Genomic DNA, 20,782 nt, shown 5'->3' with positions numbered 1-20,782 from the left:
ATGAATGCACTCGTGACACATGATCTAGGCGGACCTGCACAACCGCTGCTAAAGGTTAGCTCGTTAATCAAGCACTTCCCGGTCAAGGGGCCGTTCGGCAAAAAGACCGTAGTTCGCGCGGTCGATAACGTCTCCTTTACCGTTCAGAAAGGCGAAACACTAGGCGTCGTAGGTGAGTCTGGGTGTGGCAAGTCCACGACAGCACGCGTGTTGATGCAGCTGATTACTCAGGATCGAGGTGAACTGATCTTCGACGCGGCTGAAGTCAACTCACATCAGTTGTCACTGCGGGATTTTCGCCGTCAGGTACAAATGGTTTTCCAGGACAGCTACTCCTCCTTGAACCCTCGGCTAACCATTGAACAATCAATAGCCTTTGGCCCCAGAGTGCATGGCCTGTCCCCTGCTGTGGCGCTGGCACGCGCAAGGGAGTTGCTGGCAAAAGTCGGCCTCGAACCTGTCCGTTTTGCTGGGCGTTACCCGCACGAGCTTTCTGGAGGGCAACGCCAACGGGTCAATATTGCCCGAGCCCTGGCGCTGGAGCCGAGGCTGGTGATTCTCGACGAAGCCGTATCGGCACTCGATAAATCAGTTGAGGCGCAGGTATTGAATCTGCTGCTGGACCTTAAGCAAAGCCTGGACCTGACCTATGTATTTATCAGCCATGATCTGCACGTCGTGCGTTATGTATCAGATCGCATATTAGTAATGTATTTGGGCGAAGTGGTGGAAATCGGGCCAGCAGAAACCTTGTTTACCCGCGCGGCTCACCCCTACACCCGCGCCCTGCTCAGTTCAATGCCTTCGATGGACCCAGCGCATCGCACGCTGGCATCGCCGCTGACAGGGGACCCGCCAAGTCCGATTGATCCCCCGTCTGGCTGCCGATTCCACACCCGTTGCCCCCATGCCGAAGCGGCGTGCCGGAGCAATGAGCCGTTGCTTTTTCCTATCGGTGAGCATCATGAAGCCGCTTGCCTGATGAACATTCCAGGTGGCGGCCACTCCTGCAGTCCACGTGATGACCAGTCCATGAGGCATACCCAATGAACGCTCACGTACCACAACCGATAGTATCTGTCAGGGACCTCTACGTCCGTTTTCATAACGCTAGCAAAATCATTTCTGCGGTAAATGGTGTCAGCCTGACCGTCGCCAGAGGCGAAGCGCTGGCCTTGATTGGCGAGTCTGGCTCCGGCAAGAGTGTCACATTGCGCTCGCTGATGCGCCTTCATCCTAAAAAGACTACGGTCATTAAGGGGCATATCGAGATCGACGGTGCAGATGTCATGACCATGTCCTCCCACAGTCTAAATGCATTCAGGGGGCCCGTTACGTCGATGATCTTTCAGGAGCCGCTGCTGGCTTTCGACCCCGTTTATACGGTAGGTGAGCAGATTATCGAAAGCGTTCGACGGCATCGCAGGTTATCGCGCAAGGATGCTCGTGACGTTGCGCTAGAGGCCTTGCGTAGCGTCCGCATTCCTAGCCCAGAGCAGCGTCTAGAGGCCTACCCTCATGAGATGTCAGGGGGTATGCGCCAGCGCGCAATGATTGCACTCGCCCTTGTATGCAAACCACGCCTTCTCCTGGCGGATGAGCCCACTACGGCCCTGGATGCCACCGTGCAGATTCAGATCCTTATCCTACTGCGAGAGCTGCAACGTGAAATGGGGCTATCCATTATTTTTGTCACTCATGACATTGGCGCTGCCGTTGAGATCGCTGACCGCATTGCAGTGATGTATGGAGGCCGTATCGTTGAAGAGGCCCCTCTTGCAACATTGCTGGCTAACCCCTGCCATCCCTACACCGTCGCACTACTCGGCAGCCGTCCGGAAGGCGACTTGAGCAAGGGCAGTCGGTTAGAAACCATTCCCGGATCGCCCCCCGACCTGAGCCGCCTGCCTGAAGGCTGCGCCTTCGCCGCGCGATGCAAATATGCCAGCGAGGCCTGTGAAAAAAGTGTTCCTGGGCGGGTTGCAGTTTCTCCAGAGCATTACGTCAGCTGCCATCGATTTCCTGAGTCTGCCTAAGGAGCTTTCATTATGTCGTCTTCCTCTCCCAACGCCCTGATGCCCTACCCTTGGGTGGACGTTGCCTATGCCAAAAGTGGCCCGCTTGCCGGTCTGACGTTTGCGGTAAAGGATCTCTTTGATGTCGCAGGCTATACTACAGGCGGCGGTAATCCCCTTATCCTGGCCACGTCTGGAATCAAGACTCGCACCGCACCAACGGTGCAACGGTTGCTGGATGCGGGTGCCCGATTTATCGGCAAGGCCCAGACCAATGAAATGGCCTTTTCCATGAGTGGCAAGAACGCTCATTTCGGCACACCTGTAAATGGCGCTGCACCCGATCGCATTCCTGGAGGCTCTTCTAGTGGTTCGGCATCAGCGGTTTCGAACGGTTTATGCGATTTTGCCCTAGGTACCGATACGGGAGGCTCAGTACGTACGCCGGCCAGCTATTGCGGGCTGTTTGGTATTCGCCCCACCCATGGGCGCATTTCGCTGGAACTATGCCAGCCACTGTGCGAAAGCCTGGATACCTGCGGTTTCTTCGCTCGTGATGCCAAGGTGTTCGAGGCAGTAGGCAGATGTTTGCTGGGTGAAGACCAGTATCCCTTTGATGTCCCGCAACTGGTGGTTGCACGGGAGCTATTCGATCTGCTTCCCGTTGCAGCTCGTGAAGCGCTAGCGCCAGCGCTGGAGCAGATCAGTTCAGTGTATGGCGCACCGATACCTCTTGAACAGCCGTTTCCTTCTCTTGAGGATGCCTATTGGCCGTTTCGCTATATTCAAGGCCGCGAAGCCTGGGAAGCTCAGGGTGGGTTTATTGAGCGCCATGAACCCGTCTTTGGGCCGGACGTTGCCGAGCGTTTTCAATGGTCACGCGGGGTCACTGATAGCCAGGTAAGTGAAGCCAGAATGTTCCGAGAGCATTTCCGCCAGGCGGTAAGCACGGTGCTTGGTAATAGAGTACTGGTGCTGCCTACGGTTCCGGACATTGCTCCTCTGCTAACGGCCCATGAGCAGGAAATAGAGGCCACACGCCAACTGTCTCATCGACTGCTGTCAATCGCCGTGTTGTGTGGCACACCTCAAGTTACCCTGCCATTGGCAACAAAGGATGGCGCTCCATTGGGTATCTCGCTCATGGCAAAGGCTGGTACGGATCTTAGCCTGGTGAAAATGGCTGCCGGCCTAGCGCTTTAAAGATCCTGGCGGCCACAGAGCTGTTGTTTAAATAAGACCTAGGGTAGGAAATTCGGGTATAGGATGCCTGGTCCTTTGTTACCGGACTGCTCAAGGAGCAGTCCGGTACGACCACATACTTGCCGTATTGAACAGGCGTCAATCGCCGTAAATATTGAAATCAAAGTATTTCTTCTGGATAGCATCGTAACGGCCATCTGCCCTTAATGCGGCAATGGCATTGTTAAGCATGTCCAGATGCCGGTCATCACCCTTGCGTACGGCAATTGCTACACCTGTGCCGAAGTATTGCTCTTGTGTAAACGTTGGTCCAACAAAGGCAAAGCCTTTGCCCTGCTCAGTCTTGAGAAAGCCCTCATCAAGCGTGACCGAGCTTGCCATCGTGGCATCCAGGCGGCCGGATACGAGATCCAGAAAGGCTTCGCTCTGTGAGGCATAACGTACTATGGTTGCGCCGGCCGGCTCAAAGTTGGCGGTCACATAGCGGTCAAAATTAGTGGCTCGCTGCACACCAATACGCTTTCCCTTGAGGCTTTCCGGGCCGCTGTAGGAGGCATCACTTTTCATGACTAGCCGCGCCGGGATGCGATAGTACCGGTTAGTAAAGTCTACCGAGCGCTTGCGCTCATCGGTAACGGACAGTGAAGATAGGATCACATCGATCTTGCGAACCTTGAGTGCTGGAATCAGGCCGTCGAATTCCTGTTCGACCCATTGGCACTTAACTTTCATTTCGGCGCAGAGGGCGTTGCCAATATCGTAATCAAACCCGACGATGCTGCCATCAGGTGCCTTAGTGGCAAACGGAGGATAGGCGGCTTCAATACCTAGGCGCAGTGTTTCTTCCGCCTGGGTCGACGGAGCGAAACCGGATTGAGCGAGTAAAGCGACAGCGGCAAAAACAACGGACTTTCTCATGAAGAACTCCTTGTCAGCCTTTGGAACCAGAGTGAATGGTCCCAGGAGCCTGGCGTGTTTTTCGGGCTTGCGTGTCGGCAGCGTTTACAAGAGGTACAGGGTGTTACTCGGTCCGCTTCAATCGAGCGGTTGAATCGGGTGGACCTGGATAACCAGGCGGCCCGGCTTTTTACAACGCAGCGGTTACAATGACTTCCACCAGGATTTCCGGATCATCGAACGTGACCTGGCATGTGGCCCGGGCAGGCGATTGGACCGGGTCCACCCACTCGCACCAGACGGTATTCATGGCATCGACATCGCGCTTCATGTTGCCCATCCAGATCTGCACGGATAACAGACGCTCCTTGCTGCTCCCGACCTCTCCCAGGAGCGCGTCAATACGTGCCAGGATCTGCCGGGTTTGACCGGCGGCGTCCTGCGAGCAGTCCGGGGCCACGATACCGGCAAGATAAGCAACGCCGTTGTGCGTGACGACACGGGACAGGCGTGGATTGCTATGAAGACGGGATATGGGGTTCATTACGATTCCTTTAGCGTTCGGTGGCCAGCTCGGCCAGGGTGATGGGTTTGATGGGGGGGCGAATACGGTAGTAGCCCACCTCGGCTGGCGAGACGCCTCGAGCCTGGGCAATGGTTTCGCTCACGGTAAGGCCGCAGAGCCGACCCTGGCAGGGGCCCATGCCGCAACGGCCAAAACTCTTGGCCTGATTGGGGCCCTGGCAGCCCAGCGCGACATAACGGCGTAGGTCTCCTGCGCGAACCTCCTCGCAGCGGCAGACGATGACGTCATCTTCTGGCGGTACGCGTAGCGCATCGAGTGGGCGATATAAAGTGTTCAGAAACGGACGGATCGAGAGTTGATGTTTAAGCTCTTGTCGCAGCTGCCCTATTCGGGGGCCTGCCGATTTGAGGGAGAAACGCTCCAGACGGACAGCTGCCCCCAGGGCGGCCAGTCGACCTTGCAGCTCGGCCGCCGTGGCTCCAACGATCCCGCTGCCATCCCCGGCGATATGAATACCCGGTATGCTCAGCTCGCCCCACTGATCAGTCACGGGTGTCCAGCACAGTTGAGTCTTATCCCAGTGATGCTCTGCGCGCAGCGCCTGAGTAAACTGTGTGTTCGGTACAATGCCCTGGTGCAACAGGACCAGACGGGCCGGAACGCGGTGCCGCTGTTCATTTACGCTAAAGGTCAGCGCCTCGGCAACGGTTTCGCCCACCACGGCCAGGTTTCTTGCCCCGCGAAAATGAGGCACGCCTGCTTGCCTGATTGCCCGAAGTAAACCGGCCCCCTTTGCCAGCTGCTTGCGGCCCGGCGGTGATAGGAGCACTCGAAGCAGTTGCCGGCCGGCACGCAGTTCATCCCGGCGGGTAGTCGTATCCACCAGCGCTGCAATCGACTGACCCGCCTGCAGGTACTGCCAGGCCAGCAGGTACAGCAGCGGTCCGCAGCCCGCAAGCACGACAGGGTGCCTGGGAACCAGCGCTGCGCCCTTGATCAGGATCTGGCCTGCGCCTGCCGTCATCACTCCCGGTAATGTCCAGCCGGGAATCGGCATCGGACGCTCATAAGCTCCGCTACACAGGATGATCCGGCCAGCGCTGAACACGCGCGCCATTCCGTCTTTTAAAAAATGTACGGTACGCTCGGGGGTAATCTGCCAGACCGAGGCGCCTGCCAGATAGGCAACAGGTGCCTGAGTAAAGGCGCGGGCAAGTGCGGCGCCAGCTGCATAGTCTGGCCCAAGCAGGGTGTGGCGGTCTGGCGTAGCCTGGGTGATGTTGCGATAGATCTGCCCGCCGATCTGCTCCTGCTCATCCAGCAACGCAACGGAAAGTCCTGCGCGTGACGCTTCAAGAGCCGCCCCCATTCCGGCCGGCCCTGCGCCTACGATGACGACATCAAACAGCTCAGGTTTCATAGCCTGTTCCTTCAAGCGAGCGCACCCCTTGCTGGCTGCGTACCTGCATGCCCTCACGTACGCTGAGCAGACAGGCCTGGCGGCTGGCCTGTCCATCCACCTCGACCAGGCATTCAAAGCACACGCCCATCATGCAGTAAGGCGCCCGGGGTGCTCCGGTGACCGGTGTGGATCGGGTCTGCCGTATGCCGACAGCCAATAAAGCGGCCGCCAAGTTGATGCCTGCCGGGACATCAAGCGCCTCGTTGTTAAACCAGATCCTGACCGATGCCCCCTGTTCGAGTGACTGGAAAAGCGATTCAGTGGACATAGGCGGCCTCCAGATCGACAGCAGCAAAACGATCATGGCTAAACTCGGAGAGTTCGGGCGGTGCAGTCGAACCCGCAATCCAGGGGGCAATGACCCGCGCATGCACGGCTGCCAGCGTTACACCGCTGTGGCAGGTCACTGCAAATGCACCAGGACAGACGGCGGAATGCTGATAGATGGGATACCCGTCTGGGCTCAGTACCCGTAGAGCACCCCAGGCGCGCACCACATTGACACTGGCCAGTCGAGGAAAGCAGCTCACCGCGCGGCGGGCCAGCTCGCCCATGACGCTGGTAGTGCTGAGGTCATTGAAGCCTACCGACTCCAGCGAATCGCCCAGTTGTACGGTGCCCTCGTCGGTCTGGCGTACATAGGTGGTGGGCACTGTGAGAAAGCGCTCCAGTCGCTCAGTGACCAGGATTTGCCCGCGGTTTGGACGTACGGGTATGTTCAGACCTACTTTGCTACCCAGGATCCGATTACCCAGGCCCGCAGCAAGCACCAGCTTTTCGGATTTCCAACGCTCCTCACTGGTACGTAGCTCAAAGCCGGTAGAGCCGTGCACGATATCGGTTACGTGTCGCCCGGCAGACAGGATGACACCACGACGTTGTGCGCCGGCATGCAACGCGTACAGCAGCTTGAGAGGATTAACATGGCCATCCATGGGTGAATAACAGGCACCTACCACCTCCGGTCCTATGCCTGGCAAGCGCTTGAGCAGTTCTGCTCGGCTAAGCTCCTCAAAGGGATAGTTGCCTAGCGCGTTACTCAGCCAGTGCAGGCGGCGCGTCTCTTCGACCATTTCATCATCGCTCAGACAGAGCTGATAACCACCGGGCTGTTGTAGTTGCACATCAACGCCTGTTTCGGCGAAGAGGTCTTTAGCAAGCATTGGCCAGAGTGCAGCAGAGTTACGGGTCCATTGAGCGTAGGACGGTTTGCCTACTCCTTTGCCCTGTACCCAGACCAGACCAAAATTGCCTCGCGCTGCGCGGAAGGCTTCATCCCCCTCATCAATTACACGGACGGTCATGTCCCGGCAGGCAAGCCCATAGGCTATGGCCATGCCGACCAGGCCGCCTCCCACTACAATCACGTCTGTCTTTTGCATGAAATGAACCATCCATAGCCAGAAGGTATGAGCCTCAAGGCCTGTGTTTCTGCGCCTCTTCAGATATCTACATGCTAGAAGCATTAGAAAGGCCCTGAAAAATGCTTTATTTTCGACAGCTCATGCATTCAGGTTATGGGTTGGCTTGATGAACATTCGCCACTTGGAAGCCTTTCGGGCCGTTATCCTGTGCCAGACCGTTACCCGAGCGGCTGAAATGCTCCATATCTCTCAGCCAGCGGCCACTCGCCTGATTGGCAACCTGGAGGAAGAGATTGGGTTTCCACTATTCGAACGCCTTAAAGGGCGGCTGCATCCAACCCCGGAGGCCCTGGTACTGTATGAGGAAGTACAGCGCTCCCTGCTTGGCGTGGAGCGCATTGCCAGGGTTGCGCAAGAGATCAGAAGCCTGGCTCGGGGCTCCTTGCGGATTGCCTGTGCGCCTACGTTAGGACTAGCCTTCGTACCACGTGCTATCGCAAGCTTTGTAGAGGCTCACCCCGAGGCACGTATCACGCTAGAAGTACACTCATCACAAACTGTGGTTGATCGCGTGGTCGGTCAGCGCTGCGACCTGGGCCTGATTGTGCTGCCGAACGCCTACCCCAGCCCCAATGGTGAGCGGCTGATGACCACGCGAATGCTGTGCGCCTTACCCAAAGGTCACCGATTGGCAGGCCACGACAGGATCGTGCCGCAGGACCTGCAGGGTGAGCGGTTTATTTCCTATCCGGAGTCCATTGGCAGTCGATTACAGGTCGATGCGCTGTTTGCTACCTATGGCGTTGAGCGTCAGCTCACGCTGGAGGCTCAGCTCTCGGCAAGCGTCTGCATCTTGGTTGAGCAAGGCGCGGGCGTGGCCTTGATCGATGTGTTGTCCGCGGTTGAGTATCGAGGGGAAGGTATTGTGTTCAAGCGTTTCGAGCCTTGCATCCCCATGGACTTCGCCATACTCCGGCCCGCCACAAGCAGCTCGTCCCGCTTGCATGACAGTTTCGTCGATCACCTCAAGTCGTTTGTGAAAACACAGATTGCGGCCGAGTATCTCGCCTGATGAATGCCCGAACGCCTTGCACTTTCACTAGCCCAGGCTTTCTCATCTCCCTATTAAACCAGGCCCCAAGTTTGCACGTGAACTTAAGTACCCTTTAGGTTCTGTACGAAAAGTCTGGAGGGATAGAATCAGCGCCATGACAGGCTGGAGGCCCGAATGGCGAAGCGTTACGAACTTCCGGATGCGGCTTGGGAGCTGATCGTAGATCTGGTTTCCCCCGAACAAAAGATGGGACGGCCCCGCAGTGATGACAGACTGATGCTCAACGGCATCTTCTGGCTCCTGTGTTCAGGTGCAGCCTGGCGTGATCTGCCAGAGCGGTTCGGCCCATGGTCAACGGTGTATCAGCGGTTTCGCGACTGGCGGGATGACGGTACGTTCGACCAAGTTCTTGAGCGTTTGCATATTCGCCTGAATCAGGAAGGGCTGATTGATCTGGATACCTGAATGATTGATTCCACAGCGGTGCGAGCAACCCGAGCCTCTTCTGGCGCCGGGAAAAAGGGGGCCAGAAGAGCCAGTAGACCATGTGCTGGGTCGCAGCAGAGGTGGCCTGGCCACCAAGATTCACATGGTTTGTGATGCCAACGGCGTGCCTCTGCGCTTTCTGCTTTCGCCCGGTCAGGCCAGTGACGTCTCGAAGGCTCAAGCAGTTCTGGATCAGGTTCGCATCCCAGGCAAACAAGGCCGGCCTCGTAAACGCTGCCGCTGGTTGCTGGCAGACAAGGGTTACGATGCTGAGCACTTACGCCAATACTGCGACCGTTACCGAATGCAGCCTGTGATTCCGTTACGAACCATGAAACGCAAGCCCAAACCGGGACTGCCTCGACTGTTCGACCGCCCGAAATACCAGCAACGGAACATCATCGAGCGGATGTTCGGCTGGCTGAAGGAGAACCGCAGAGTCGGTACTCGTTACGACAAACTGGCAAGAAGTTTTGCCGCCATGGTCACATTGGCCAGTACGCTGCGATGCCTACGTCAGTACTTTTCGTACAGAACCTAGGATAAGTTTGCATGACACGACGGTTGGTTATCTGGCCTGCTATGAAGGTGGCAGGAACATACTGACCTTTGACACCGCTTACGTGACCATGTCACCACTTGAGCGGCGACCCACCCTGACTCTCTTTACGGCTATTCCAGCACGGGCGCACCATTTTTTCAAAAGCCACTGGTGACACGGCAAAAGCTGCATCCTCTGTTGAGCAATCTCCTGCCTGAAGGGGCCATGCGTGACCACCTGGCCCAGCAGCTCAAGATCCATCCAGACAACGAGTTTCCGCTCCTGGCCTACCTCGGCGAGGACCTACCCGGTGCGGCCCGTTGATCCCCACGACATTCCCCTGGCGCTCTTGTGGGCCGGACCTCTACCCTGCCCGTCCCGGTGGACGTGAGCTATACACCGGCGCATTTCTCCCTGGCCGGCGTTCAGATCAAGTTTTCCATGAAGGCGCAGGACGGCCGCTCTCTCTACAAGGATGGTGACAGCCACGGTGACTGGATCATCAAAACACCCTCAACGCTACACCAGCATGTGCCGCTCGACGAATATACGGCCATGTCCTTGGCCGCGCTGATCGGCATCGACATTCCCGAGATCTCGCTGATCGAACTCTCCCTTATTGATAACCTGCCGCCCATTCCCTTGCCAGATGAGGCCTATGCCTATGGTATCAAGCGGTTAGATCGTGGAAACAATGGGCAACGGATTCACACTGAGGATTTTGTTCAGGTGTTTTTTGAATACGTCCGAAACAAATACGAAAGGCACAACTACGAGGAAATCGCGCGCAAACTCAAAGCGGAGACGCTACACCGTCCGGACAACATCCGACAGATCACCTGCGGTTGCTGGCCAATATCCTGCTGGGTAACGGCGATGCCCATCTTAAGAACTGGAGCCTGATCTACCGCGACACGCGGCAAGCCGATCTCTCTCCTGCCTACGACATTGTATTTACCCGAGCGTACATGGGGTGATGAACGCGAGCTGCCGCTCAACATGGGTGGCATGAGGCGCTGGTATGAGATGTCCCCTTCCGTGCCTGGGCAGGTGCGTCCGGGTTAAGCCGTCGCTTCATTGGCCGTATGGTTCAACACGCCGTCGAACGGGCCCGCAATCTCTGGCCAAAGGCCCTGACTCAGCGCCCCATGTCTCGGACACCCCAGGATTTGCTGAAAGACCACTGGCGGCAGTTGCCTCCAGACTTTCGTATCAGGTGCGACTAGCACGGATGGTGCATCTAACAGGACAGATGGCGATGTGTAGGGCGACAGGTCTTGCAACGCTACCTCTCAGGTAGAAGCAGATAGGCGCAGCAGAGTCCGTCCGGCAAAGATCTTATTTCAAATCAATATACAGCTCGTTCGAGAAAGTTATTCATCTAGAGCCTGCACTATTTCGGCAGCTGATAATAAGCGTAGAAAAGACCTATCGCACTCAATAACATGGCCCTTCTTCGACTAGCTCCTTAATAACCATTTCTCTGCCATACGTGCTGCGTAAGGTTAAAAGACGCGACACATTTGGCCAGCATTGTTTGAGCCAATGTACAAACCGGCATGCAGCTCCCAGGGGTGCAACTTGTAGACGATCCCAGAAGCTATAGGCAGGTCTGTCATAAGTAGTATTGATCAGTCAGAGGAGTGGTCTGATTTCTTCCCGCTGCCGTTAGAAGAAAAAACCTGCCTTTAACCTACATTAGACTGGCTTGTATCAAGTTCAGCAGATGATTACCGATACAGATAAAACCGGTGTGGCTGGTGCGCTCATGAGAAGTTGTAACAGACAGGCTATGCAAAGAGACCAAACCTAGGCCTTAAAAGATTGGCTATGAAACGCTCCAGCTCACTCCTGACAGCCCTACTTGTGCATGTGTCTGCGGTTCGAGTCCGGCGCTCAGTCATACCAGCAATAATATGGTTGTTTGTGCTACTGCTGATGGTATCGCAAGCATTTGCACAGGCCAGGCCAGTATTGCTCACAGACCGTAATAACTTCCTCGATCTTGCCCCTGCTATAGAGTACCTGCCGGCGCCTGTAACAATGGACTTTGAGGAAGCCGCGTCAGAAAGGAGGCAGGAGGAGTGGCGTCCCAATACCAGAACCACCTTGAACCTTGGATCAGAGCCTCAAGGTGCATGGGTCCGATTCAGGATTAGGAAAGATACTCATTTCAATCAAGCCTGGCTGCTGGTCTTTGACTGGCCCATGCTTGATCAGGTGGATGTGAGAATCCACGATGAAGATACCAACAGCTGGTCGAAGGTGCTGACGGCAGGTGATACCGTCTCGTTGAGCAAATGGCCGATCCCGGCGCGTGAACTGGTGTTCCCATTGGATCTGGAAAACTCTAAAAGGGTAACCGTCTATGCTCGTATCCGCGCCAGTGAACACATGATCCTTCCATTGCAGCTCGTGACCGAAAAGGCATTCCAGCAAGATCAGGTATGGGACACATTGCTGCTTGGAGCGCTCTATGGATCGCTACTGGTCATGCTGCTCTATAACGCCTCCCTGTTTATCTTTACCAGAGATAAGTCCTATCTCTGGTACGTGACGTATCTTGCCTCCTCACTCTGGTATGTCCTATGTCTGTCCGGTCACGGCTTTGTGTACATCTGGGGTGAATGGTCCACGATTTCCGGTCGTTTTTTCCAGCTATCGGCTTGTACAACATTTCTTTCATCTGCCATTTTTGTTCGCGTTTTTCTAAACGTACCGCGGTACCAGCGGTTGACCATTATCAATAACCTAGTGATCACGTACTGGGGCGTGGCTACAACTGTTGCGCTGCTGTTTCCTGATCATATCCGCTATCTCTTTCCTGACATATTGGGCTTCGTTTCCTGCGTACTCGCCCTTACCGTAACCGTAAGCATATGGCGAAAAAAAAATCCCTCAGCCCGGTATTTCACTATCGCCTGGCTGTGGCTGATTCTGGCAACCATCTATATAACCTTGTGCCTGGAAGGCGTCTTGCCCCTCTCAAGGTTTAGCTATTACACACAGTTTTCCGGCTTCGTCTTTGAGTTTCTCCTTCTCTCCATTGCACTGGCAGAACGCATAAACCGTGAGCGAGCGCAGCGTTTGATCTCTCAGAAGATCGCTCTGGACGCCAGTGAGGAGGTGGCACAAAAACGGCTCCAGATTGTGCATGTGCAGGAAGAACTCCTAAAAACGCAGCGAAGGGCCAATGAGGATCTGGAGCGACGAGTCTTACAGCGTACCCAGGAGCTGGAGACGGCAAACCGTAAGCTTGTCCAGCTGAGTAATACCGATCCCCTGACAAAGCTTTATAACCGACGGCATTTGGATGAAATCTTTGCTCAGCAGGTCATTACGGCTGCTGCGCAAGAGGCATACCTTACCATCATGATGCTTGATATCGATCATTTCAAACACATCAATGATACCTACGGCCATACGATAGGAGATGAATGCATCGCGGCGCTGGGTGAGGGCCTGAAGCGCCTGACCCGTCGTCAAGGCGAGTATGCGGCGCGCTTCGGAGGAGAAGAATTCATACTGCTGTTTACGACCCTTACGCCATCAACTGCACCGGTTGTGGCTGAAGAGGTCCGGCTGATGGCCAGCAACTTGGGAATACAAGTTGAAAGCCATACGGTTCAGTTTACGGTCAGTATAGGCGTGGTATGTCGCCTCGCCCGTTTAGGGCAGACGCGGGTAAGCCTTTCCAAGGCCGCTGACGATGCGCTCTATCTGGCAAAGCAGGCGGGTCGTAATCAGGTTAGGGTGGCAAGCATGGAACAGGACGACCAACAGATTTAAGGGTTTACCCGCTGCGCGATCAAACCCAGAAATATAGGTGATGGCAATCTCCACTACACGTATTACTGTCTAAGGATACCTCTGCGGAACGCTATCACATGCTCTTCGAGACGCTCAACCGCCTGGTTCATGATCGGGTTGTGAGTCATGAGGAAAGCATTAGCGCAGAGCACGGGGCGGGTCAGCTGCGTCGTGATGAGCTCAAGCACTATAAATCCCCGATCGAGCTTGAACTCATGCTACGCATCAAGCAGGCCATCGACCCGAATCAGTTGATGAATCCCAGCAAATTACTGTGAGCTTTGTCCTGCAGCCCTTGGCTCGACGACTAGCTGCTGCCCTAGTGCCAGTCGTCGAGCAGACTTACCCTAACGAGGGTCCTCTCGAACGTACGCGGCGCAGGTTGCCGTCAATGACTTTATAACCCTGGCGCTTAACGGCTTGGTCTATCCCTCGCCTACTATTTCTTTCTCCCGTACTGGCCTCATGCGGGTAGGGTGAAACAGAAGTGCAGGTGACGGGACGCTGCATCGGTGATGTATTGATCAACGCACGTTGGGAGTACTTACCCTACCCCGTTACGCGTTATCGTTGACGACTGAACAGCAGCGATGCGTTTGGATTATTACTCTCCCCGTCCTGCGCCTAAAGAGGTCGCATTACAGACAGGATGCGCTGTCCGGTCTAGTGGCCTGTGACAAAGCTTGCTGGCGTGCCATTGGCGCTGATGCTCCTAGCCAGCGCCACCGACTGCTGAAGCTTTTCCATATGCCGGTGCTCCGTCATGCCCTGCCTGAAGGCGTTTAAATTAGCGCTCAGGCGAGTCGCAAGGACACTGAGGTCCATGTCCAGCCCGGGCTGCTTGTAGAGCTGATCGGGCATCGCCCAGAACGCCTGCTTGCCCTTTACCTCGGATACGCACTCCAGGGAATGGGCCTGTACCTGAGAGGTGGATGAAAGAATGGGCATTCGTCATCTTCGACCAGACCTGCCGGCAAGAACTCGCTTAGGTTACTGTCAAGGTTGCGCATGGGGCGGGGCGGCGGTGCTTTCTTCAGGAGCTCGGGCTGGACCATAAAAAGAACCAGCAGTGCTATTTTGTGACTAAAAAGAGTAATTATAAATGGTAGCGGTCAGTGCATTGAAGGCAACTACACTGGCCAGTAGAAGAGCCGGAGCAAAGTCGTGTCGTTTCAGGCGTACGCATCGAAGTGCGGTAGGTCAATACTAAGATGCATGGTTAGCGCCAAGCCTTGTGTTTGATACCCGTAGGTATCAAACACAGCGAATGATCTCCCTTTTCTGTACATAGCAGAAAACCCATGCGTTGAAGTCTACCATTGGGACTAAGGTGTTATAGAACCTGAGCAGGGCGACGGAAAGCAGCGCCCCTACCTACCTGTTTAAAATTTGGCCAAGCGTCACAAGACCTGAATGGAGACCGGGAACAGGACTGATCGTCAGCCAAGACTACTTTCATTAAGGTTTTTCTGATCTAGGTCAATAACTTAATAGTGACACCCATTTCCATTGCTCCCTGTGTGACAAAGCAATGGATGCTGATGGATTCAGCCCTGCCATCCGGAGAGGCAGCAGGAGAGTAATCTTTTTAGATTACTCTCCTGCTGCCTTTTCACCTCGTACATAGCTACTGGCTGAGTTACCGGTGCTAATTGGCCCAGTGGGCTCCTTTTCAGAAAGCTCCTTGATCATGCTTACGGTCAGGTACAACCTTGGTGCGATGCTAGAAAGGTCAATGTACTCCTCAGGCGAATGTAGCCCAGCTCCTACAACACCCATGGTTTCAAGAATGGCAGGCTTACTTTCACCTGGTACATAGGCATACCCCGCATCTGTCCCAAACCTCATCGCCACCGGTTCCAGAGTACGTCCAATGGCTGAATAAAGACCCTTGGCTCGCTCGGCAAGCTGCTCTGAACCTGAATTTTTCACTAGAGGTGGGCGGCCTTTATCGATACGAAAGCTAACCTCTGTATCAGGTACTAGCTTTTCCTGAATAAGCCTGTTGCCCTCCGAAAGGACACGGTCGTATTCGGAAAGATCCGAATAGCGCATATCGCCTTCAGCAACCGCCAACGCAGGAATAATGTTTCGCTTATCGCCTCCATGAACAATGGTCCAGTTTACCGTAGTCCCTTTAGCTGGATTTCCCAGATCCTTGAGTCTGACAAGCTGATGCCCCATCTCAATGACAGCGTTTCGCCCCTCCTCGGGAGCTGAACCTGCATGTGAGGCTCTGCCCTTCACTGAAAGGTGAACGGCATTAATACCATTGGTGGCTACGGTAACCGCCTCCTTGTCTGGCGGTTCATAGGAAAAAACATAGTCGTGCTTTCGCGCTAGGTCTGCAATAACGGCCCTTGATCCAGCTGAGCCCGTTTCCTCGTCTGGATTGAAGAGAACAGTAATGGTCCCGAACTGTTTGAAGTCCTGCGCTTTGAGTAGCTGCAGCGAATGCAGGATCATTGCTACGCCCCCTTTAGCATCAGCTACGCCAGGTCCATAGGCACGCGCCTCGTCCGCTCGAAATGGGCGCTTGGCGGCTGTGCCAGGGCCAAATACGGTGTCGTAATGCACCATGAGCAGAAACCTTGCCTTACCACTGCCTTTGATCGTCCCAACAATATTGCCGCCTACCGACGGGCTGGCAGGGGTCACGCTAACATCTGCACCAAGCGACTTAAGGCGATCAACCAATATCTCCTGGACCTTGTTGATTCCTTCTTCCTGCCCAGTGCCAGTATCGATCGATACCAATTGCTCAAGTGTTTTCAGGTAACTGGATTTCTGTGCTTCGGCTTGTTCAAGTATCTGTCTGGATGATTGATCAGCCGCTAGTGTCATTAGCGGGGCGAAAGAGAACATCAAAGCTGCGGCGATTTTTAACGGTTGTCCAAGCATGGAAGGCGCGCCCTGAGTCGGATAGCTACAGACTACGGAGGCAGCTTGGGCACCTTAAGTTCACTGAACGGATGAGATAGTCAAATGCGGCTTAATACGGGCCTGCCAATTGACGGCATACCGGGCAACAGCACCTGGGGTATATCGCTGGTCTTACAGATGGATACAGGGCTTGGTGTAGGCAGTAACGGATACGTCTACTCTCAATGCCTTGGTATTGGTAGCCTGAACTCACCCAGGCTTTCTATCGAGCAAAACCCAAATGGAGGACTACTGTCTTAATACTGATCTTTAAGCGCAGTAGAGGCACCAATAAATTATTAATGCAGCTTCTCATCCTTGCCGGCAATCCAGCCCTAGGCGTAACCCAGGACGTGTTTAGCCCCTTCGTCAGTATCTATCAGATCAATCCAACAATTTCCGCCTAAGTATTCAAATTCATCAAATAACGTGAGAGCAGCTCCTGCTCAAATTAATAACGCACCGTTTTTGACAGCCCTGCCAGGGTGTGCTTGAGTTTGTTAGCAATCATTACAGCTACACATACGTTACAAGACAGCAACATGTTCTACGCGCGCTCCTATCATGAGCGTTTCATAGGTGACTCGTAGCATGCTGTATGGATGATGTATCGCACCGGTGCCACACTCAGCTTTGCCTAGCGAATAGTCCTGCTTTGCTGCACGCCTACCGCATCTTTTGCATTTAGGTCGCTGGTCAAAGGTAGCACCATGGAATATATCCACCAAATTTTGAACCAGTCGCCCGAGCTTGCGTTGTTTCTGTCTCTGGCGATCGGGTATTGGATCGGTAGCATCCAGTTCGGTAAATTCCAGCTTGGCGGCGTCGCCGGTTCGTTGCTGGCGGCGGTAGTAATCAGTCAGGTCGGCGTTACCATCGATAATGGGATCAAGTCGGTATTGTTTGCCCTGTTTATCTACGCCGTTGGTTTCGAGAGCGGACCGCAGTTTTTTCGGTCGTTGGGGCGCCAGTCGCTTCGGGAGATCGTATTGGCAGCGGTCATGGCACTCAGTGGGCTTGCAACCGTTATCGTCGCCGCAAAACTTCTTGATTTAGATAAAGGGCTGGCCGCCGGCATTGCTGCTGGCTCTATGACGCAGTCCGCGATTATCGGCACTGCCAGCGCCGCAATCGCCAAGCTCGATCTGCCGTTAGACCAAATCCAGGCCCTTCAGGGTAACGTCGCGGTGGGCTACGCCGTGACATACATCTTTGGCTCCTTTGGCGCGATCATCATGTGCATCAACGTCCTGCCCTGGTTCATGAAACGTTCGATCCGCGATGATGCAACGAAGGCAGAGGCCGAATTACTTGCAGGTGCTCGGGTGTACGGACCGGGAGAGTTGCCTGCGATACCGCCGCTTGTTGGACGCATCTACCGGGTGGAGCATGCGGCTGGCAAAACGGTCGAACAACTTGAGGCTCTTAGTCAGGGTGACACCCAAACCACACTGACCGTAGAGCGCATTAAGCGCGGTGGCGCGATGGTAGGTGTTGCGCCGGACACTGTCCTTCAAGCCGATGACGTAGTACTAGTTGTGGGCCGGCGCGCAGGTGTCGTGGCGATCGCAGAGCAGCTAGGCGCTGAGCTGCAGTCCTATCCTGACATGGACGTGGTTGTGGTTCAGCGGGATATCACAATTGACAATCCAGCCTTTGTTAATCGCACGGTGGCTGAAATTCGGCAGGAAGCGAATCAACGCTTGCGCCACGGTGTGTATGTAGTAGAAGTCAAACGCGGCGGTCGACCGCTGGCCTTGCAACCGGATACGGTTATTGCGTCAGGAGACATGGTTACACTTTACGGCACGCCGGACGACATCCAGCGTGTTTCCAAACAGGTCGGCTCCATCATTGTGCCCAGCGATAAGACTGACTTTGTTTTCCATGGCTTTGGGCTGGTGGTTGGCCTGCTTATCGGTATGCTCGTAATCCGACTGGGCGCGGTACCACTGACGCTGGGTAGCGGCGGGGGGGCGTTGATCGCGGGGCTGGCCTTCGGTTGGTACCGGAGCCGACATATGACGCGTGGCAACCTACCTACGCCTGCGTCGACGCTCCTACGTGATCTTGGCCTTGCGGGCTTTGTAGCTGTAGTCGGTCTGCAATCGGGACTCCAGGCTGTCCAGACAATCGCTACGCAGGGCCTTTCCATCTTCCTCGTTGGCGTGGTGGTCTGCATCGTCCCCATCGTTATCACCATCCTTATCGGGCGCTACGTCCTGCGCTATGACAATCTGGCACTTTTCGCCGGTGCCGTATCCGGTGCGCGCAGCGCCAACCCAGCCTTTGGTGAAGTGCTCGACAAGGCGGGTAATTCGATACCGACGGCTCCGTTCGCAGTGACCTACGCCTTGGCCAACGTGTTTCTCACGTTGCTCGGGCCGCTAGTCGTGGCCTTTGCCTAACTGAAAGGGGAAACGTAATGAGCAACGAGCAAAACCAGAATGAAGATTACGCGCAGTACGCCAAGCTAAGCCCGTTCGAGCTCAAGGATGAGCTGATTAAGCTGGCGTCTGGGACAGAAAACCGGTTGATGCTCAACGCTGGCCGGGGCAATCCAAACTTCCTCTCGACACTGCCTCGGCGTGCCTTTTTCCGGCTGGGGCTGTTTGCCACAGCCGAAGCCGAGCTGTCGTATTCTTACATGCCCCACGGCGTGGGGGGCTTGCCCCAGATAGACGGGATTGAGGCCCGCTTTGAACGCTATACCGCTGAGCACCGCGACCAGCCCGGAGTGCTATTTCTCGCCAAATGCCTCAGTTACGTGCGGGACCAGCTTGGACTATCCGCTTCGGCATTCCTTCATGAGATGGTTGAAGGCATCCTGGGCGCCAACTATCCCGTTCCACCGCGGATGCTACGAGTATCCGAAGAGGTGGTGCGCCAGTACATTGTGAAGGAGATGGTCGGCGGATTCATTCCCGCCGGGACCATTGACCTATTCGCGGTGGAAGGCGGCACGGCGGCAATGACTTACATCTTCCACTCTCTTCAGCAAAACGGCCTGCTTAAACGCGGCGACAAAGTGGCAATCGGCATGCCCGCGTTCACACCATACATCGAGATTCCAGAGCTGGAGGAGTTTGGTCTGGAGCAAGTACATATCGACGCCGACCCGCATGCCAACTGGCAGTATCCTAATACCGAGTTGGAGAAACTCCAGGATCCTGCGATAAAGATTTTTTTCTGCATAAACCCGAGTAATCCAGCTTCAGTCAAGATGGACGACCGTAGTCTAGCGACAGTCGCACGTATCGTTACCGAGTCAAGACCAGACCTATTCATATTGACGGACGACGTCTACGGCACCTTCGCAGACGACTTCCGCTCCCTGTTTGCGACCTGCCCGCGCAATACAATGCTGGTGTACTCCTTCTCGAAATATTTCGGTGCCACTGGTTGGCGCCTGGGCGTAATCGCTGCGCACAAGGACAGCATCTTTGACAAGGCGCTGGAGGAACTGCCAGAAGACATGAAGGCGTCTCTGGACCGCCGTTATGGAACGCTGCTACCAGAGGTTCGGAGCCTGAAATTCATTGACCGCCTCGTCGCGGACAGCCGCACGGTCGCACTCAACCACACCGCTGGTTTGTCGACACCGCAACAAGTACAGATGGTCCTGTTTTCCCTTTTTGCCTTAATGGATGAAAGCGACGGCTACAAGGCCGAGCTGAAAAAACTGGTACGCCGGCGCGAAGCGGCGCTTTATCGGGAATTAGGCGTGGCACCGAACAGCGATCCGAATGCGGTCGACTATTACACCCTGCTTGATCTAGAAGACCTCGCGCGCAAGATTTACGGCGACGACTTTGCCGCTTGGATAAAAGCTAAGTTTAGTAGTGGCGATCTGCTTTTCCGAATCGCCAAGGAAACCGGTATCGTACTGCTTCCAGGAAAGGGCTTCGGCACCAAACAACCCGCGGCTCGGGTGTCCCTTGCCAATCTTAACGAGTATGAATATGCCAACATCGGCCGCTCGCTTAGGAGCATGGCCGATCAATATTTTGAAGAATTTAAAAATACGGTGGGAGATGGAAAGAGTTCTTCAGAGGCGCCTACTTAACCGAGCTTGCATCGGAGGGCGTCGCTGGGTCTAGAGAGGGATCAAGGGGCGTAAGGCGCCCCGGTCTTTCACGCCACGCCTGTAGGCCATAGACACAATGGCAACAGCTCATTTGAACTCCAAAATGGGGTTGGTTAGAGATGCCTGACCTGAGCTTTAGAAATCCTTTTTGTAGCGTGCGGATATGTCTATGCGCCTATCTGAATGGATAATCGCCCTGGCTACCTCAGGTTATTCTGACGAAGCTGCTTAATGACCTTCGAGTATCTTGGGGAAGCAAGCAGTCTAGACAAACTGCTGCATACGGGCAGTGGTATCAGCTACTCAACTCTCAAGTTAACGACGTAGATTCATCCTTCTGGCACGTTTAGGATGCACAACAGTCTTTGATAAAAGATGAGCAATCAAGATAAAGGAAATGGTTAGTTCTTTGGCG

Annotated in this window: 17 protein-coding genes and 2 pseudogenes; 12 read left to right on the top strand and 7 right to left on the bottom strand. The window is 55.0% G+C overall.

Annotation, left to right across the window (positions count from 1 at the left end):
* From EAW52_RS23315 to EAW52_RS23305, 3 genes are read left to right on the top strand one after another with little or no spacing between them, the layout of a single operon-like run.
* Complete coding sequence (locus EAW52_RS23315; RefSeq protein ID WP_122044266.1) at positions 1-1,050, top strand: ABC transporter ATP-binding protein; 1,050 nt, start codon at positions 1-3, stop codon at positions 1,048-1,050.
* Positions 1,047-2,036, top strand: a complete 990-nt coding sequence (locus tag EAW52_RS23310) for an ABC transporter ATP-binding protein (protein ID WP_122044265.1) — start codon at positions 1,047-1,049, stop codon at positions 2,034-2,036. The genes EAW52_RS23315 and EAW52_RS23310 overlap by 4 nt, the downstream gene beginning before the upstream one ends.
* A gap of 12 nt (positions 2,037-2,048) precedes the next feature.
* Positions 2,049-3,218, top strand: coding sequence for an amidase (locus tag EAW52_RS23305; RefSeq protein ID WP_122044264.1), 1,170 nt, complete (start codon positions 2,049-2,051; stop codon positions 3,216-3,218).
* 138 nt (positions 3,219-3,356) lie between these two features.
* Here EAW52_RS23305 and EAW52_RS23300 read toward each other — a convergent pair whose 3' ends face one another.
* From EAW52_RS23300 to EAW52_RS23280, 5 genes are all read right to left on the bottom strand, one after another.
* Entirely contained in the window at positions 3,357-4,136 is a 780-nt protein-coding gene (locus EAW52_RS23300) for an ABC transporter substrate-binding protein (RefSeq protein WP_122044263.1), read from the bottom strand.
* Positions 4,137-4,305: 169 nt separating this feature from the next.
* Complete coding sequence (locus EAW52_RS23295; RefSeq protein ID WP_122044262.1) at positions 4,306-4,659, bottom strand: RidA family protein; 354 nt, start codon at positions 4,657-4,659, stop codon at positions 4,306-4,308.
* A 10-nt stretch (positions 4,660-4,669) separates the two neighbouring features.
* A complete protein-coding gene (locus EAW52_RS23290) occupies positions 4,670-6,061 on the bottom strand; it encodes an NAD(P)/FAD-dependent oxidoreductase (RefSeq protein WP_122044261.1) in 1,392 nt (463 codons plus the stop codon).
* The gene (locus EAW52_RS23285; protein WP_122044260.1) at positions 6,051-6,371 is read right to left on the bottom strand and encodes a (2Fe-2S)-binding protein; all 321 of its coding nucleotides are present in this window, start codon (positions 6,369-6,371) and stop codon (positions 6,051-6,053) included. The genes EAW52_RS23290 and EAW52_RS23285 overlap by 11 nt, the downstream gene beginning before the upstream one ends.
* The gene (locus EAW52_RS23280; RefSeq protein WP_122044259.1) at positions 6,361-7,485 is read right to left on the bottom strand and encodes an FAD-binding oxidoreductase; all 1,125 of its coding nucleotides are present in this window, start codon (positions 7,483-7,485) and stop codon (positions 6,361-6,363) included. Before EAW52_RS23280 ends, EAW52_RS23285 begins: the two co-directional genes overlap by 11 nt.
* A 148-nt stretch (positions 7,486-7,633) precedes the next feature.
* Between EAW52_RS23280 and EAW52_RS23275 the strand changes: the two genes are divergently transcribed.
* From EAW52_RS23275 to EAW52_RS23255, 7 genes and pseudogenes are all read left to right on the top strand, one after another.
* Positions 7,634-8,539: a LysR substrate-binding domain-containing protein gene (locus tag EAW52_RS23275; RefSeq protein ID WP_122044258.1), complete on the top strand. Its 906-nt coding sequence runs from the start codon at positions 7,634-7,636 to the stop codon at positions 8,537-8,539.
* A gap of 156 nt (positions 8,540-8,695) precedes the next feature.
* Positions 8,696-9,548, top strand: a pseudogene (locus tag EAW52_RS23270) (IS5 family transposase).
* Between the two features lie 171 nt (positions 9,549-9,719).
* A complete protein-coding gene (locus EAW52_RS26285) occupies positions 9,720-9,872 on the top strand; it encodes a HipA N-terminal domain-containing protein (protein WP_218567901.1) in 153 nt (50 codons plus the stop codon).
* A 27-nt stretch (positions 9,873-9,899) separates the two neighbouring features.
* Entirely contained in the window at positions 9,900-10,451 is a 552-nt protein-coding gene (locus EAW52_RS26280) for a HipA domain-containing protein (protein WP_218567900.1), read from the top strand.
* Positions 10,394-10,525, top strand: a complete 132-nt coding sequence (locus tag EAW52_RS26275) for a HipA domain-containing protein (protein WP_218567899.1) — start codon at positions 10,394-10,396, stop codon at positions 10,523-10,525. The genes EAW52_RS26280 and EAW52_RS26275 overlap by 58 nt, the downstream gene beginning before the upstream one ends.
* An 853-nt stretch (positions 10,526-11,378) precedes the next feature.
* The gene (locus EAW52_RS23260; RefSeq protein WP_122044257.1) at positions 11,379-13,337 is read left to right on the top strand and encodes a diguanylate cyclase; all 1,959 of its coding nucleotides are present in this window, start codon (positions 11,379-11,381) and stop codon (positions 13,335-13,337) included.
* Between the two features lie 65 nt (positions 13,338-13,402).
* A complete protein-coding gene (locus EAW52_RS23255) occupies positions 13,403-13,636 on the top strand; it encodes an FAD-binding oxidoreductase (RefSeq protein ID WP_219854836.1) in 234 nt (77 codons plus the stop codon).
* 385 nt (positions 13,637-14,021) lie between these two features.
* Here the strand turns inward: EAW52_RS23255 and EAW52_RS23250 are convergent, their stop codons facing one another.
* Positions 14,022-14,306, bottom strand: a complete 285-nt coding sequence (locus EAW52_RS23250; protein ID WP_122044255.1) for a hypothetical protein — start codon at positions 14,304-14,306, stop codon at positions 14,022-14,024.
* A gap of 723 nt (positions 14,307-15,029) precedes the next feature.
* A pseudogene (locus EAW52_RS23245) lies at positions 15,030-16,259 on the bottom strand (M20/M25/M40 family metallo-hydrolase); the annotation flags it as partial.
* Positions 16,260-16,990: 731 nt separating this feature from the next.
* On the opposite strand from EAW52_RS23245, the gene aspT reads away from it, so the two are divergent.
* The gene (gene aspT / locus EAW52_RS23240) at positions 16,991-18,688 is read left to right on the top strand and encodes an aspartate-alanine antiporter (protein WP_122044253.1); all 1,698 of its coding nucleotides are present in this window, start codon (positions 16,991-16,993) and stop codon (positions 18,686-18,688) included.
* Between the two features lie 17 nt (positions 18,689-18,705).
* Positions 18,706-20,346, top strand: coding sequence for a bifunctional aspartate transaminase/aspartate 4-decarboxylase (locus EAW52_RS23235; RefSeq protein WP_122044252.1), 1,641 nt, complete (start codon positions 18,706-18,708; stop codon positions 20,344-20,346).
* The last annotated feature ends 436 nt before the right edge of the window (positions 20,347-20,782 follow it).

The organism is Pseudomonas sp. LTJR-52 (assembly GCF_003691465.1).
GTDB classification, from domain to species: domain Bacteria; phylum Pseudomonadota; class Gammaproteobacteria; order Pseudomonadales; family Pseudomonadaceae; genus Chryseomonas; species Chryseomonas luteola.
Note: the sequence above shows the minus strand (reverse complement) of the source record. Positions and strands in the feature narration are given on the sequence as shown.

Coding starts and splice junctions, on each gene's coding strand:
- EAW52_RS23315 (WP_122044266.1), top strand. CDS start 1: ATGAATGCACTCGTGACACATGATCTAGGCGGACCTGCACAACCGCTG.
- EAW52_RS23310 (WP_122044265.1), top strand. CDS start 1,047: ATGAACGCTCACGTACCACAACCGATAGTATCTGTCAGGGACCTCTAC.
- EAW52_RS23305 (WP_122044264.1), top strand. CDS start 2,049: ATGTCGTCTTCCTCTCCCAACGCCCTGATGCCCTACCCTTGGGTGGAC.
- EAW52_RS23300 (WP_122044263.1), bottom strand. CDS start 4,136: ATGAGAAAGTCCGTTGTTTTTGCCGCTGTCGCTTTACTCGCTCAATCC.
- EAW52_RS23295 (WP_122044262.1), bottom strand. CDS start 4,659: ATGAACCCCATATCCCGTCTTCATAGCAATCCACGCCTGTCCCGTGTC.
- EAW52_RS23290 (WP_122044261.1), bottom strand. CDS start 6,061: ATGAAACCTGAGCTGTTTGATGTCGTCATCGTAGGCGCAGGGCCGGCC.
- EAW52_RS23285 (WP_122044260.1), bottom strand. CDS start 6,371: ATGTCCACTGAATCGCTTTTCCAGTCACTCGAACAGGGGGCATCGGTC.
- EAW52_RS23280 (WP_122044259.1), bottom strand. CDS start 7,485: ATGCAAAAGACAGACGTGATTGTAGTGGGAGGCGGCCTGGTCGGCATG.
- EAW52_RS23275 (WP_122044258.1), top strand. CDS start 7,634: ATGAACATTCGCCACTTGGAAGCCTTTCGGGCCGTTATCCTGTGCCAG.
- EAW52_RS23260 (WP_122044257.1), top strand. CDS start 11,379: ATGAAACGCTCCAGCTCACTCCTGACAGCCCTACTTGTGCATGTGTCT.
- EAW52_RS23250 (WP_122044255.1), bottom strand. CDS start 14,306: ATGCCCATTCTTTCATCCACCTCTCAGGTACAGGCCCATTCCCTGGAG.
- aspT (WP_122044253.1), top strand. CDS start 16,991: ATGGAATATATCCACCAAATTTTGAACCAGTCGCCCGAGCTTGCGTTG.
- EAW52_RS23235 (WP_122044252.1), top strand. CDS start 18,706: ATGAGCAACGAGCAAAACCAGAATGAAGATTACGCGCAGTACGCCAAG.